General features: G+C 53.0%; 15 protein-coding genes. 9 read left to right on the plus strand and 6 right to left on the minus strand.

Annotation, left to right across the window (positions count from 1 at the left end):
* Window positions 1–7 precede the first annotated feature (7 nt).
* The 3 genes from cyoE (at window position 8) to ACJY2G_RS11765 (ending at window position 3898) form a co-directional block, all read left to right on the plus strand.
* Window positions 8–892, plus strand: coding sequence for a heme o synthase (cyoE, locus tag ACJY2G_RS11755; protein WP_112287502.1), 885 nt, complete (start codon window positions 8–10; stop codon window positions 890–892).
* Between the two features lie 172 nt (window positions 893–1064).
* Window positions 1065–2429 (plus strand): MFS transporter, encoded by a 1365-nt coding sequence (locus ACJY2G_RS11760; protein ID WP_430318895.1) that lies wholly within the window; start codon window positions 1065–1067, stop codon window positions 2427–2429.
* Between the two features lie 170 nt (window positions 2430–2599).
* Window positions 2600–3898, plus strand: coding sequence for a Gfo/Idh/MocA family protein (locus ACJY2G_RS11765; protein WP_112287662.1), 1299 nt, complete (start codon window positions 2600–2602; stop codon window positions 3896–3898).
* 116 nt (window positions 3899–4014) lie between these two features.
* Here the strand turns inward: ACJY2G_RS11765 and ACJY2G_RS11770 are convergent, their stop codons facing one another.
* Entirely contained in the window at window positions 4015–4506 is a 492-nt protein-coding gene (locus ACJY2G_RS11770) for a YajQ family cyclic di-GMP-binding protein (protein WP_113876148.1), read from the minus strand.
* A 240-nt stretch (window positions 4507–4746) separates the two neighbouring features.
* Between ACJY2G_RS11770 and panE the strand changes: the two genes are divergently transcribed.
* Window positions 4747–5658, plus strand: coding sequence for a 2-dehydropantoate 2-reductase (panE, locus tag ACJY2G_RS11775; protein WP_113876149.1), 912 nt, complete (start codon window positions 4747–4749; stop codon window positions 5656–5658).
* On the plus strand, window positions 5621–6229 hold the full coding sequence (yajL, locus tag ACJY2G_RS11780) for a protein deglycase YajL (protein ID WP_112287498.1): 609 nt from the start codon (window positions 5621–5623) through the stop codon (window positions 6227–6229). Before panE ends, yajL begins: the two co-directional genes overlap by 38 nt.
* Window positions 6230–6312: 83 nt before the next feature.
* Here the strand turns inward: yajL and thiI are convergent, their stop codons facing one another.
* A complete protein-coding gene (gene thiI, locus ACJY2G_RS11785; RefSeq protein WP_113876150.1) occupies window positions 6313–7761 on the minus strand; it encodes a tRNA uracil 4-sulfurtransferase ThiI in 1449 nt (482 codons plus the stop codon).
* A gap of 276 nt (window positions 7762–8037) precedes the next feature.
* On the opposite strand from thiI, the gene xseB reads away from it, so the two are divergent.
* From xseB to ACJY2G_RS11805, 4 genes are all read left to right on the plus strand, one after another.
* Complete coding sequence (gene xseB, locus ACJY2G_RS11790) at window positions 8038–8280, plus strand: exodeoxyribonuclease VII small subunit (RefSeq protein WP_013576657.1); 243 nt, start codon at window positions 8038–8040, stop codon at window positions 8278–8280.
* 6 nt (window positions 8281–8286) lie between these two features.
* On the plus strand, window positions 8287–9216 hold the full coding sequence (gene ispA, locus ACJY2G_RS11795) for a (2E,6E)-farnesyl diphosphate synthase (protein WP_430318894.1): 930 nt from the start codon (window positions 8287–8289) through the stop codon (window positions 9214–9216).
* Between the two features lie 18 nt (window positions 9217–9234).
* Window positions 9235–11097 carry a 1-deoxy-D-xylulose-5-phosphate synthase gene (gene dxs / locus ACJY2G_RS11800; protein ID WP_129638313.1) on the plus strand — a complete coding sequence of 621 codons (1863 nt, stop codon included), beginning with the start codon at window positions 9235–9237 and terminating at the stop codon, window positions 11095–11097.
* Between the two features lie 151 nt (window positions 11098–11248).
* Complete coding sequence (locus ACJY2G_RS11805; protein WP_159281240.1) at window positions 11249–12223, plus strand: aldo/keto reductase; 975 nt, start codon at window positions 11249–11251, stop codon at window positions 12221–12223.
* A gap of 89 nt (window positions 12224–12312) precedes the next feature.
* Here the strand turns inward: ACJY2G_RS11805 and pgpA are convergent, their stop codons facing one another.
* The 4 genes from pgpA to ribH form a co-directional block, all read right to left on the minus strand.
* Window positions 12313–12807, minus strand: a complete 495-nt coding sequence (gene pgpA, locus ACJY2G_RS11810; protein WP_113876254.1) for a phosphatidylglycerophosphatase A — start codon at window positions 12805–12807, stop codon at window positions 12313–12315.
* 62 nt (window positions 12808–12869) lie between these two features.
* Window positions 12870–13856 (minus strand): thiamine-phosphate kinase, encoded by a 987-nt coding sequence (gene thiL / locus ACJY2G_RS11815; RefSeq protein WP_120160810.1) that lies wholly within the window; start codon window positions 13854–13856, stop codon window positions 12870–12872.
* A gap of 166 nt (window positions 13857–14022) precedes the next feature.
* The gene (nusB, locus tag ACJY2G_RS11820) at window positions 14023–14436 is read right to left on the minus strand and encodes a transcription antitermination factor NusB (RefSeq protein WP_013576663.1); all 414 of its coding nucleotides are present in this window, start codon (window positions 14434–14436) and stop codon (window positions 14023–14025) included.
* 20 nt (window positions 14437–14456) lie between these two features.
* Complete coding sequence (gene ribH / locus ACJY2G_RS11825; RefSeq protein WP_095924936.1) at window positions 14457–14927, minus strand: 6,7-dimethyl-8-ribityllumazine synthase; 471 nt, start codon at window positions 14925–14927, stop codon at window positions 14457–14459.
* Between the last annotated feature and the right edge of the window lie 78 nt (window positions 14928–15005).

The following is a 15005-nucleotide window of genomic DNA, read 5'->3' on the forward strand; positions in this document are numbered from 1 at the left end:
GCACGTGATGATTAAGCAATACCTGCAAGTAACGAAACCAGGAATTATTTTCGGCAACTTAATTTCTGTCATCGGGGGATTCCTCCTTGCTGCCAAAGGCAGCATCGACTTCCCACTCTTTCTCGCCACGCTGGTGGGTGTTTCGCTGGTTGTCGCATCGGGTTGTGTATTTAACAACTTTATCGACCGCGACATCGACCGGATCATGGAAAGAACGAAGAACCGGGTCCTGGTGAAAGGGCTTATTCCGCCGAAAACAAGCCTGGTTTACGCGACCATTCTGGGTATTGCGGGCTTTGCGTTGTTGTATATCGGAGCAAATCCGCTGGCGATGTGGCTGGCAGTGATGGGCTTTGTGGTTTATGTCGGCGTTTACAGCCTGTACATGAAGCGCAACTCGGTATACGGCACGTTGATCGGCAGCTTGTCTGGCGCAGCGCCACCGGTTATCGGTTACTGCGCCGTTTCAGGCCAGTTCGATACCGGTGCCCTGATCCTGCTTCTGATCTTCAGCCTGTGGCAGATGCCGCATTCGTACGCGATTGCCATCTTCCGCTTTAAAGATTATCAGGCAGCAGGCATCCCGGTTCTGCCAGTGGTGAAAGGCATCTCCGTCGCCAAGCATCATATTATCGTCTACATTCTGGCGTTTATGATTGCGACGCTGATGCTGACCCTGAGCGGGTACGCAGGTTATAAATACCTGGTTGTGGCCGCCGCTGTCAGTATCTGGTGGCTGGGCATGGCACTGAAAGGTTACAAAACGGAAAACGACGTGGTGTGGGCAAGAAAACTGTTTGGTTTCTCCATCATCACTATCATGTCGCTGAGCTTCATGATGTCCGTGGATTTTAATTCTGCACCGACATCGTTGCTGACCTACGTTTGGTAACATTCAATTTCAGTGTAACGCTCTGAAATCATAGCGAAAGGCCAGTAGCAATACTGGCCTTTTCTTTTGCTCTTTCAGTCAGACCACTCCCGTAATATCTGCTAAAGATCCATCGTTTTACCCAGGCCGGCTTAATCATTAAAATGTCGGATTGTTATTTTGAGGTAGTAATGTGAACGATAACCAGATGACCCCGCAGGAAAGTCGGGCTACATGGGGACTAGGGACAGTATTTTCTTTACGCATGCTCGGCATGTTCATGGTTCTGCCGGTGCTGACCACCTATGGCATGAAACTCTCCGGCGCCAGCGAAACGCTTATCGGCATCGCTATCGGTATTTACGGACTGGCACAGGCCGTTTTCCAGATCCCATTTGGACTGCTTTCTGATCGCGTTGGCCGCAAACCCCTGATCGTCTTTGGTCTGGTCATCTTCTGTATCGGCAGCATTGTGGCTGCTTCAACCGAATCTATCTGGGGCGTGATCATTGGTCGTGCCCTGCAAGGCTCCGGCGCGATTGCCGCCGCCGTGATGGCCCTGCTTTCTGACCTGACCCGCGAACAAAACCGCACCAAAGCGATGGCGTTCATCGGCATCAGCTTCGGCATTACCTTTGCGATTGCGATGGTACTCGGCCCGATCATCACCCACGCCTTGGGTTTACACGCCCTGTTCTGGGCGATCGCGGTACTGACTATTCTCGGCATCATTATTACCGTTGCCGTGGTGCCCTCCCCTGCCACTCACATTCTCAATCGTGAATCGAGCATGGTGAAAGGCAGCTTTGGCAAAGTGCTGAGCAACGCCAAACTGCTCAAACTCAACTTCGGCATTCTGTGTTTGCACGTTTTGCTGATGTCGAGTTTTGTGGTGTTACCGCAAGTCATGGAACACGCCGGATTCCCGCCTAGTGAACACTGGCGTGTGTATCTTGTGACCATGCTGACCTCTTTCGTCGCCGTCATTCCGGTGATTATCTATGCCGAGAAAAAACGCCACATGAAACAGGTATTCATGGGCTGCGTCGCCGTACTGCTGCTGGCGGAAATCGTGCTGTGGTCGGCAGGCCTGCATTTATGGGCGGTCATTGCAGGTATCCAGCTGTTCTTCCTGGCGTTCAACGTCATGGAAGCGATTCTGCCGTCGCTTATCAGTAAGGAATCACCGGCAGGCTACAAAGGCACCGCAATGGGACTTTACTCCACCAGCCAGTTTATCGGCGTGGCGATTGGCGGCAGTTTAGGCGGTTATGTTTACGGACACGCCGGTGCTGGTGCGGTATTCCTGGTCTGTGCAGCGATTGCCGTTGTCTGGTTGGTGGTCAGTTCCACCATGACCGAACCGCCGTATGTCAGCAGCCTGCGCATTACCTTGTCTGAACTGGCGGTGAAAGATTCCGCCCTGCAGGCACGCATTCTCGCCCAGCCAGGCGTGGCAGAAGCCGTTGTCGTACCGGAAGAATTCAGTGCATACGTGAAGGTCGATACCAAACAGACCAACCGCAAAGCCCTTGAGCAACTGGTCAGCGCTGCCTGACGCGCTATGACGTTAATAAACGCTGTGCCTGCAAACTGGCACAGCGTTTCAATTTTATCCCCACCGCGTGACTCCCCTCACTTAAAAAACCTCAGTAATCATTATCCTCAAGAATTCCTTAACAAAAATTTTTGTCAGTGATGACGGCTTTCGGGCCTATTGAGGATCTCATGAAAACATATGCTCTCGTTGGCACCGGCGGACGCTCAGGTTTATACATTGAAGCGATCACCGGCAAATACCGCCACAACGCAAAATTTGTGGCCTTCTGTGATACAAACCAGACGCGAATGGATTATGCGAATCGCCAGCTTGAGCAAAGCGGCATCGCCCGGGTATCGACCTGGAAAGCCGCTGATTTCTCTGCGATGCTCGACGAGACTAAACCGGACATTGTGATCGTCACCAGCATGGATCGCACGCACGACGATTACATCGTCCGCGCCCTGCACGCGGGGTGCGATGTCATAACTGAGAAGCCGATGACCATTGATGAGCCGCGCGCGCTGCGTATTCTTGATGCCGTCGATGCCACCGGTTATCAGGTACGCGTTGCCTTTAACTATCGCTACGCGCCGCATCACAGCAAAATGCGCGAACTGCTGATGCAGGACACCATTGGTGAAGTGCTGTCTGTGCATTTTGAATGGCTGCTCAATACCGAACACGGTGCAGATTATTTTCGCCGCTGGCACCGTGAGAAACGCAATTCCGGCGGCCTGCTGGTACACAAATCCACTCACCATTTCGACCTGATGAACTTCTGGCTGAACAGCACGCCGGAGAAAGTTTATGCTCAGGGCGACCTGCGGTTTTACGGCAAAGAGAATGCGGAGAAACGCGGCGTTGCTCAGTTTTATCCGCGTGCGCATGGCTATCCGCAGGCGCAGAACGATCCGTTCGCGCTGCATATGGAAGACAACGCCCAGCTCAAAGCGCTGTATCTGGATGCCGAGCATGAGGATAACTATTTCCGCGACCAGAGCGTGTTCAGCGACGGGATCAACATTGAAGATACGCTGTCGGTGTTGGTGAAATATCAGAACAAAGTCCAGCTGACTTACTCGCTGAATGCGTATCTGCCGTGGGAAGGACTGAATGTGGTATTCAACGGCACCCAGGGCCGCATTGAAATGAAAATCGTCGAGATGTCTTACGTGAATGCTGGTGGCAAACGCGAAAATGAAGGCAGTATCGAGAAAGCAGAAATCACGGTTTTCCCGTTATTTGCAGAGCCGTGGAAAGCTGAATTCCAGATGGGAGAAGGCGGTCACGGCGGCGGCGATAATGCCATGCTCGAAGACCTGTTCGGCGAGCGCAAAGACGATCCGTTAAAACGCGCTGCCGATCACCGCGCAGGTGCAATGTCGATCCTGACCGGGATCGCCGGAAACCTCTCTATGCAGCACGACAAACCGATCTATTTTAAAGACTTCGAACTGGTGAAAAGACTGCGCCAGCGGAAGTAAAGGCTATAAATAAGGGACGCACAGCGTCCCTTTAAAAACCGCTAGCCAACGTAATTCGTGTTGCAGGAAGGCGGCCAGCGCAGCCAACGCATCTGCAGCCCGAAGTACGAAGGCTATTAGTCGCGGAAGTTTTTGAACTGGAAGGGCTGGCCCAGATCACCTTTCTTAACCAGCGCCATTACGGCCTGCAAATCATCACGTGCTTTGCCGGTGACGCGAACTTCGTCGCCCTGCACCTGCGCCTGAACTTTGATTTTACTGTCTTTAATCAGCTTGACGATTTTCTTCGCCAGCGCAGATTCAATGCCAGAATGCAGTTTAGCTTCAACGCTGTATGTTTTACCGCTGTGAACCATCTGCTCAGGAATTTCCAGCGCGCCACCTTCGATACCACGTTTGGCTAGCTTCTCACGCAGAATATCGACCAGCTGGTTTACCTGGAAATCGGATTCACTGGCGACTTTGATACTCTCGTTTTTCTCGTTGAGATCGAAGCTGGCAGGAATGTTGCGGAAATCCCAGCGGGTTTGCAGTTCACGGCTGGCATTTTCCACGGCATTGCGCACTTCCTGCATGTCGATTTCGGAAACAATGTCAAAAGACGGCATAATCGCTTCTCCCTGTAGTTTTTGTATTGCACGTTATATGGCGTGCATAATACCGCCTTCAACCGTCGATGCCAAACAACACCAAAACACCGAACATAAAATGCCCCGATGGTCAAAAAGTGCAGGTGAAAATGTGATCTACAGCACGAATGTCTATACTAATAAGATAACCGGACAGCAGAATATTCTTTCTACAGCCGATTTAGCGGGCGTGTTTCGCCCCACATCCCTGGAGGCACAATGAAAATAACAGTATTGGGTTGCGGTGCGCTGGGACAACTTTGGCTTTCAACCCTTTATCAGCAAGGCCACGATGTTCAGGGATGGATCCGTATTCCTCAGCCTTTCTGTGCCGTCAATGTCATCTCGCCGGAAGGCATTGCTTTTAACCGCAATATGCCAACAAATGACCCGGAACATCTGGCGCAGAGCGAATTGCTGCTGGTCACGCTGAAAGCGTGGCAGGTTTCCGGCGCGGTCAGCACGCTGATGCCGATACTCAATGACAATTGCGCGATATTATTGCTGCATAATGGCATGGGTACAGTCGATGAATTACCGGCTAACCGCCTGGCAATTTTACAGGGCGCGACAACCCACGCGGCGCGACATGAAGGCAATGCGATTGTCCATGTGGCTGCCGGAGCGACGCACATCGGCCCGGTGACACCCCGAGGTGCGGCGCTGAGTTCTCTGGCGGATACGCTGCATAACGCCTTACCGGACGTCGCCTGGCATGACAACATTAAGCCATCACTGTGGAATAAACTGGCAGTGAACTGTGTGATTAATCCGCTGACAGCTTTGTATGATTGTACCAACGGCGACCTGGTAGCGTATGCCGATCAGATTGAACAAATTTGTCAGGAAGTTGCGCAGGTGATGGCGATTGAAGGCGTCGAAATCCACAGAGAATCGTTGCTCAGCTTTGTCTATCAGGTGATTGAATCGACCTCCGCCAACCATTCATCGATGTTGCAGGATATCCGCAACCAGCGTCATACCGAAATTGATTACATCACCGGCTATCTTCTGCGTCGCGGGCGCAAATTCGGTCTGACCCTGCCGGTCAATACCCGCTTATTTGAACAGATTAAGAGAAAGGAAAACGATTATGAGCGCGTCAGTTCTGGTCTGCCTGGCACCTGGTAGCGAAGAAATAGAAGCCGTTACTGCGATTGATTTGCTGGTGCGGGCGGGCATTAACGTTACCACCGCCAGCGTCGCCGGTGATGGAAATCTTGAGATCCGCTGCTCGCGTGGCGTGCGCATTCTGGCCGACGTCGCGCTGGTGGATGTCGCGGATGAAGATCATGATGTGATTGTATTGCCCGGCGGTCTCGGCGGTGCGACCTGTTTCAGCGAAAGTCCGCTGCTGGTAGAGAAAGTCCGCCAGATGCACGTCAGCGGTAAAATTGTTGCCGCTATCTGCGCCGCACCCGCGCTGGTACTGGAATATCATGATTTATTCCCGGTCGGCAATATGACCGGTTTTCCGGGCTTAAAAGATAAAATCGACCCGAACAAATGGTCCGATCGCCGGGTAATTTTTGATCCACGCGTGAATCTGCTCACCAGCCAGGGACCGGGAACATCGATGGAATTCGCCCTGAAGATTATCGATCTGCTGCTGGGAAAAACAAAAGCCGCCGAAATTGCCGCTCAGCTGGTTCTCGCACCGGGTATCTACAATTATACCGATGAAGGTGCACGGGAATCCTGAGCCACAAGATACCGGGAATAATTTGAGCAAACAAAAAAGGGACTCAGCATGGCTGAACCCCTTTTTTATAGAAGGAACGCGTGTTAAGGACGATATACCTTAACGTTATCGAAACCTTGCTCTTTCAGATACAGCGCCTGCAAACGACTCATCACGCCACGATCGCAATACAGCAGATAGGTTTTGCTCTGGTCCAGATCGCCAAACTGCGTCGCCAGCTTGTAGAACGCTAATGGCTTCACTTCAACGTTTTCCAGCGCCAGCGGTTGCGCTTCTACTTCATCCGGTGCGCGTACATCCAGCACGATATCCGTTGAAGTAAACTCGGCCACGGTTTCTACTTCCGGCACCACTTCTGCGGCCTGCGCGGCAATTTCGCGAATATCGACGTTTCGCGCTTCACTGACCACTTTATCCAGTACATCGAAATCGAACATCGCTTCTTCGGCTTCAATTTTGGCTTTCACGGCTTTCACCGTCGGACTTTTCGAAATCACACCGCAATATTCCGGCATGGTTTTCGCAAAATCTTCGGTACCGATTTCACGGGCAATCTTGATGATGTGCTCTTTATCGTGAGAAATCAGCGGACGCAGGATCAGTGTGTCAGAAACATTGTCGATCAGACGCAGGTTAGTCAGCGTCTGGCTGGATACCTGGCCCAGCGCTTCGCCGGTCACCAGCGCCTGCACGCCGTAGCGCTCAGCAATGGAAGAAGCGGCGCGTACCATCATACGTTTCAGGACGACGCCCATCTGGCCGTCTTCGACTTTTTCGAGGATTTCACCCACTACCGGTTCGAAATCGACGGAGATAAAGCGGACGCGGTGTGAGCTGCCGAAACGGTTCCAAAGATAATGCGCCACCTGCTTCACGCCGATTTCGTGCGCTGCACCGCCGAGATTAAAGAAGCAGTAATGCACACGACAACCGCGACGCATCAGCATATAACTGGATACGCCGGAATCGAAACCGCCGGAAATCAGCGAGATCACATCTTCCTGCGTGCCAATCGGGTAACCGCCCTGACCTTCGAGGCGACTTTTCACCAGCACCAGTTGATCGTCGTTGATTTCCAGTTTCACCGTCACTTGCGGATCTTTCAGGCTGACTTTTGCCGATTCGATGTGCTGATTCAGACCGCCGCCGACATAGCGTTCTACTTCGGTCGACGTGAAGTCATGTTTACCACGACGTTTAACGCGCACGCAGAAGGTTTTGCCTTCTACTTCAGAACGATAAGCTTCCAGCGTTTGCTCGAAGATATTGTGAACGTCGGTATAAGGACGGTCTTCGACTTCTTCAACATAACGGATGCCCGGAATGCGGCAGAGCAATTCCTGGATCAGGTCGTGTTTGCTTTCGTCTTTGCTGCGAACTTCGATATGATCCCAGTGGCGAACCACCGCCAGCGTCTCATCATGCGGTCGCACGATATTGCGAATGCTGCTTGAGAGGATCTTAATGAAGCGCAAACGCACAGATTGGCTCTTGATGGTGATTTCAGGGAACAATTTAATGATAAACTTCATGGCAGTCTTTTGTTAGCGGGTGAAAAAACGGGGTAGTAAGTCGCTGAATAAGGATCTAGGATCCTATTATTGCTAAGCCAAATGGTCGATATGTGTCACATTGGGCTTAGCAATAATATCTGCGGCGCAGAGTATATCACTTAAAATGGGTACTCTGTGCACAAAACCCTGCAGCAGATGTCATGCTGAACAGGAATGTCTCTTGAGGCCGAGCGCTGACTCTGCCGCCTCAGTACTTCGATCATCCAGTCTGATCAACGATATTAAAAGAGAATTATGCCAAAAAAATCTGCACCACCTGCCAATTTTGAAACGGCTCTGGCCGAACTTGAACAGATCGTTTCCCGCCTCGAATCAGGCGAGCTGCCTCTGGAAGACGCACTTAACGAATTTGAGCAAGGCGTCCAGCTGGCGCGTCAGGGACAGCAAAAGCTGCAACAGGCAGAACAACGTGTTCAGATCCTGCTCGACAGCGACAACGATGCTCCGCTGACCCCGTTCACCCCAGAAGCCGAGTAACTGGTCATGTCTGAAGCGATTTCCTTTTCCGGTGCTGACGGGTTTAAGCATGAGCTGCGCGCGAAGCAAAAGCGTGTGGATGAAGTCTTAACGGCGTATGTCAGCGCACAGCCACTGGCAGATTTACCGCTGGTTGAGGCGATGCGTTACGGCGCGCTGCTGGGCGGTAAACGTCTGCGCCCGTATCTGGTTTACGCCAGCGGTCAGCTGTTCAGCCTTGATTTAAAGAATCTTGATGCACCCGCGGCGGCCGTGGAATGTATCCACGCGTATTCCCTGATCCACGATGATTTACCGGCGATGGACGACGACGATTTACGTCGCGGCCAGCCGACCTGCCACATTAAATTTGGCGAAGCCAATGCGATTCTGGCCGGTGATGCGCTGCAGACGCTCGCATTCTCAATTCTGGCTGACAGTGAAATGCCAGACGTCGCGGTAAAAGATCGTCTGGCGATGATTTCCGAACTGGCCAGCGCCAGCGGTGCCAGCGGCATGTGTGGCGGCCAGGCTCTGGATTTGGCCGCTGAAGGTCAGCAGGTCGGTCTTGAAGCGTTAGAAAAAATTCACCGTCATAAAACCGGTGCGCTGATCCGCGCCGCGGTACGCATGGGTGCGCTGGCTGCCGGTGAAACCGGACGCGCCGTTTTGCCTATACTGGATAACTACGCGCAAGCCATTGGCTTAGCGTTTCAGGTCCAGGACGATATTTTGGACGTGGTTGGCGATACCGCCACACTTGGTAAACGCCAGGGCGCTGATCAGCAGCTGGGAAAAAGTACCTACCCTGCCCTGCTGGGGCTGGACGGCGCCAAGGCCAAGGCCATGGACCTGTATCAGGAAGCCGTTTCAGCACTGGATCAGCTGGCAGCACTTTCTTACAACACCGCGCCACTTCTCGCGTTAGCCAGCTTTATCATTGAACGCGATAATTAAACTTACTATGAGCAACTGATGAGTCTTGAATTAGCCAAATACCCGACACTGGCGCTGGCGGAGGATCCTGAAGATCTCCGCTCACTCCCTAAAGAGAGTCTGCCTAAGCTCTGCGATGAACTGCGCCAATATTTATTGGCCAGCGTCAGCCAGTCCAGCGGACACTTTGCGTCCGGTCTGGGAACGGTGGAACTGACCGTTGCGATGCATTATGTCTACAACACGCCATTCGACCACGTTGTCTGGGATGTCGGCCATCAGGCCTATCCGCACAAAATTCTGACCGGCCGCCGTGACCGTATTTCTACCATCCGCCAGAAAGGCGGTCTGCACCCGTTCCCGTGGCGCGGTGAAAGCGAATACGACACGTTGTCCGTGGGTCACTCATCGACGTCCATCAGTGCAGGTCTGGGAATGGCTGTGGCTGCCGAGCGTGAAGGCAAAGGCCGCCGCACCGTGTGCGTGATTGGCGACGGCGCGATCACCGCGGGTATGGCGTTTGAAGCGATGAACCATGCGGGCGATATCAAACCCGACATGCTGGTTATCCTCAACGACAACGAAATGTCGATTTCCGAAAACGTCGGCGCGCTGAATAATCATCTGGCACAGCTCTTGTCCGGCAAACTGTATTCGCGACTGCGTGAAGGCGGTAAGAAAGTCCTTTCCGGCTTGCCACCGATTAAAGAACTGGTGCGCCGTACCGAAGAACATCTGAAAGGCATGATGGTGCCGGGCACGCTGTTTGAAGAACTCGGCTTTAACTATATCGGGCCAGTGGATGGTCACGACGTGGTGGCGCTGGTGCAGACGCTGAAAAATATGCGCGACCTGAAAGGGCCGCAGTTGCTGCATATCATGACCAAAAAAGGCAAAGGCTACGAGCCCGCCGAAAAAGATCCGATCAGTTTCCATGCGGTGCCGAAATTCGATCCGGCTTCCGGCACACTGCCGAAAAGCAAAGAAGGTCTGCCAACGTATTCGAAGATTTTCGGTGACTGGTTGTGCGAAACCGCCGCCAAAGACAGCAAGCTGATGGCAGTCACGCCAGCGATGCGTGAAGGCTCGGGCATGGTGCGTTTCTCGCGTGAATACCCGCAACAGTATTTCGATGTGGCGATTGCCGAGCAGCACGCGGTGACATTTGCCGCCGGTCTGGCAATTGGCGGATACAAACCGATCGTCGCAATCTACTCGACATTCCTGCAACGGGCTTACGATCAGGTGATCCACGATGTGGCGATCCAAAATCTGCCGGTGCTTTTTGCCATCGATCGCGGCGGTATCGTCGGTGCCGACGGACAAACACATCAGGGCGCATTCGATCTCTCTTTCCTGCGCTGCATCCCGAACATGACCATCATGACGCCGAGCGACGAGAACGAATGTCGTCAGATGCTGCATACCGGTTATCACCATAACAGCGGGCCGGTTGCCGTGCGTTATCCGCGTGGTAACGGGACGGGTGCCACCTGTGAACCGCTGGCGTCATTGCCCATCGGTAAAGGCGTGGTGCGCCGTGAAGGCGAGAAAGTCGCGATCCTCAACTTCGGTACATTGCTGCCGGAAGCGCTGGCTGCGGCAGAAAAACGTAACGCCACCGTGGTGGATATGCGCTTTGTGAAACCGCTGGATGACGCGTTAATTCAGGAACTGGCCGCCAGCCATGAAGTGCTGGTCACGCTTGAAGAAAACGCCATCATGGGCGGCGCAGGCAGCGGCGTGAACGAACTGCTGATGTCTAAGCGTATCCTGGTGCCGGTGCTGAATATCGGTCTGGCGGACAGCTTTGTCCCGCAGGGCACGCAGGACGAAATCCGTCATGATGTAGGGCTGGATGCCGAAGGCATCGACCGTCAGATCACCAACTGGCTGGCCTGATTATCCTCCCCTCTTTTAGTCTGAAAGAGGGGCATTTCCTTCCCCACTCCCTTCTTTGTCACACGTTCATCTCGTTCTGTGAGCTACAGTTATAGCAAGCTAATCATTTTCCACGGCTTCTGAAATCAACTTGTGTTTACCAGGAGATGTCATGCAATACACCACCTTAGGAAAAACCGGTCTGAACGTCTCACGCCTGTGTCTGGGCTGTATGACGTTTGGCGAACCCGATCGCGGAACTCATGCCTGGACGCTGCCCGAGGAAAGCAGCCGCCCGATCATTAAGCAGGCACTCGACGCGGGTATCAATTTCTTTGACACCGCCAACAGTTATTCCGACGGCAGCAGTGAAGAAATCGTCGGTCGCGCCCTGAAAGGCTTCGCAAAACGCGATGAGATTGTCGTCGCCACCAAAGTCTATAACGCGGTCACTGGCCTGAAGCCGGGACTGTCGCGCGCCTCGATTATGCAATCTATCGATGACAGCCTGCGCCGCCTTGGCATGGAATATGTCGACCTGCTGCAAATCCATCGCTGGGATTACGAAACGCCGATTGAGGAAACGCTGGAAGCGCTGAACGACGTCGTGAAAGCCGGTAAGGCACGCTTTATCGGTGCGTCATCCATGCATGCGCATCAGTTTAAACAGGCGCTGGATGTCTCAGCGCAAAATGGCTGGGCGAGCTTTGTGTCGATGCAGGATCAATACAATCTGATCCAGCGTGAAGAAGAAAACGAAATGTATCCGCTGTGTCTGGAAAGGAATATCGCGGTGTTGCCGTGGAGTCCGCTGGCACGCGGCAAACTGACCCGTCCGTGGGGAGAAACCACTGCACGTTCAGTTTCCGACAATTTTGCTAAAACGTTGTACGACGCTACCGATGAAGCTGACGGTAAAATCGCTGAACGTGTGGGTAAAATTGCCGAAGATCACGGCGTACCGCGCGCGCAGATCGCACTGGCGTGGATCCTGAGCAAGCACGTGGTAACGGCTCCGATTATCGGCGCTTCACGCGCAGCTCATCTGGAAGATGCTGTCGCCGCACTGGAGATAAAACTCTCCATTGAAGAAATCGCTGAACTGGAAATGGCCTATGTGCCGCACGAAGCCACCGGTTTCAAATGATACGAAGTGATTTGAAGTCATGTGAAGTCATAAAAAAGGCGTTGTCAGGGCAAACCTGGCAACGCCTTTTTACTGCTCTTTAATGCAGATCAGAACAAACCAAGCGGCCAGTGATGCCCGATCAGATAGATGATCGCCGCACCCAATACACCGGCGACGACATCATCGATCATGATGCCCATTCCGCCCTGCACGTTGCGGTCAAACCAGCGGATCGGCCAGGGTTTCCAGATATCCAGTACGCGGAAAACGATAAAGCCGATCAACACCCAGCGCCAGTCATTCACAGGGATCGCCATCAGCGTGATCCACATGCCAACAAATTCATCCCACACGATGCTGCCGTGGTCATGAACCCGCATGTCGCGCGCGGTCTGACGGCAGAGATACACGCCGATACAGATACTGAACATGACGATCATGGAATAGACCTGCCACGGCAGGTACGTCATGACAATCCAGAACGGGATCGCGGCGATGGAACCTGCGGTGCCCGGCCCGACCGGGAATAATCCGCTGCCAAAACCGGTCGCCAGCAAATGCCAGGGATTACGCAGATTTAAACGTTTTTTGGCCGCAGCCATGTCCTGAACCGGATCACCGGTTTTGCCTTTATACCCGGCTGGGCGTTTTTTACGGCCAATATTCACAGCAATTCCTCTGCGGCAAAGTGATCAAAACCCTGCCATTCAAGTTCTACCGGTGCGCCTGAACGCAAAAATTTAATCCCTTCAGACAGCGGCGCAATCTGACCGATACAGGTGAAATCAACACCCAGATGGCTCAGCGCTACATCCAGCGCGCCACGGTTGATTTCCGGGACGGTAAAGCAAAGCTCGTAATCTTCGCCACCGGTCAGTGCCCATTTCAGCGCCTGCTCAGGATCCGTGACATTCTTTAATGCGGCAGATAACGGGATGGCATCGAGATCGAGGCGAGCACCGCATTCACTGGCATTCAGTATATGTTTAAGATCCGAAATCAGCCCGTCAGAGAGATCGATAGCGGAGGTTGCCAAATCACGCAATGCCTGACCCTGCAACACGCGCGGCGACGGCCGAAGATGACGTTTAAGCAGGAATTCACGGGTATCGGACTCCGTCACATTCAGCTGTTCCAGCAGAATGGCGAGCCCCGCAGCACTGTCACCCAGCGTTCCGGTCACGAAAATCCAGTCACCAATACCGGCGCCGGAACGGGTTAATGCGCGCCCTGCGGGGACCAGCCCCTGAATGGTTAACGTCATGCTCAGCGGACCGCGGGTGGTGTCGCCGCCAATCAGCTGCATGCCGTAATAATTAAGTTGATCAAACAGACTGTCGCTGAATGCCTGCAGCCAGTCGGCATTGACTTCCGGCAACGTCAGTGCCAGAGAAACCCAGGCAGGATCAGCGCCCATCGCGGCCAGATCACTGAGGTTTACCGCCAGAGCTTTATAGCCCAAATCGGCCGGTGAAATCGTTTTTAGAAAATGAATGCCTTCAACCAGAGTGTCGGTACTGACTGCTAACAGCTGCTTCTCGCCAACCGTCAGTAAGGCACAATCATCACCAATGCCTAAATGAACGTCCTGTCGGGCGGTTCTGTAACGGTTAAAGTAGCGAGTGATTACATCAAATTCGCCGCATGACATAGTACATTTCCAAATCGTTAGAATGACTTAAGGCCGGAAATCCGGCCTTAAGAGGGGTGTCACACAAAAGATAAACCAGGTGACATCACCAGATTATCAACAGAGGCGGTATTCAGGCGAAAATGACTGTCGCCATTTGTGACTGAAGCCGGCACTTTTTTGATGATCATTTTTTACGAATATGCGGGCCTGCTTTATCCAGCACACCGTTGACGAACTTATGGCTGTCTTCCGCACCAAAAGTTTTCGCCAGTTCAATGGCTTCGTTGATCGCCACTTTGTAAGGGACGTCCTGGCGTTTGCTCAGCTCAAACAGAGCCAGACGCAAAATCGCTCTTTCCACCTGGCCCAGTTCATCCAGCTGGCGGGACAGGTATGGCGCCATCAGTGCATCGAGTTTCTCAGCACTGTTTGCTACACCAGCCAGCAGTTCGCGGAAATAGGCAATGTCTACGTCTTTGACATCCTGCTCGGTCAGGAATTCTAATTCAACATCGGCGATGTCATTTTTCGACAACTGCCAGGAGTAAAGCGCCTGAACGGCACATTCACGGGCGCGGCGACGAGCAGCAGGTTTCACGGATTTCCCCTTAACTAGATTCAGGCCTTAATAGCCTTGATAACATTAATCATTTCAAGCGCGGTCAGTGCAGCTTCTGCACCTTTGTTACCGGCTTTTGTCCCTGCGCGTTCGATGGCTTGTTCAATGCTTTCTGTGGTCAGCACGCCAAAGGCAACCGGGATTTCGCTGTTCATGGCAACGCTGGACAGGCCAGAGCTGCATTCGCCCGCTACAAATTCAAAGTGGGCAGTGCCCCCGCGGATCACGGTGCCAAGTGCAACAACCGCGTCAAATTTACCGCTTTCAGCCAGTGCACGAGTTGCCAGAGGCAATTCGTATGCGCCCGGGACCCAGACTACGGTGATGTTGTCATCGCTGACCTGACCGATACGCTTTAACGCATCAACAGCGCCGGAAAGCAGGCTGTCGTTGATAAAGTTGTTAAAACGAGCAATCGCGATCGCTACGCGCGCGTTAGGCGTGGCTACAACACCTTCGATAACGTTCATAGTTTTCCTTAAAGTGGGTTCAGGAGTTTCTCAACCCCAGCCGCAGGGGGGCGGATTCTATCATAAAATTACCCTGTC

The organism is Rahnella sp. ATs2 (assembly GCF_051851855.1).
GTDB classification, from domain to species: domain Bacteria; phylum Pseudomonadota; class Gammaproteobacteria; order Enterobacterales; family Enterobacteriaceae; genus Rahnella; species Rahnella variigena.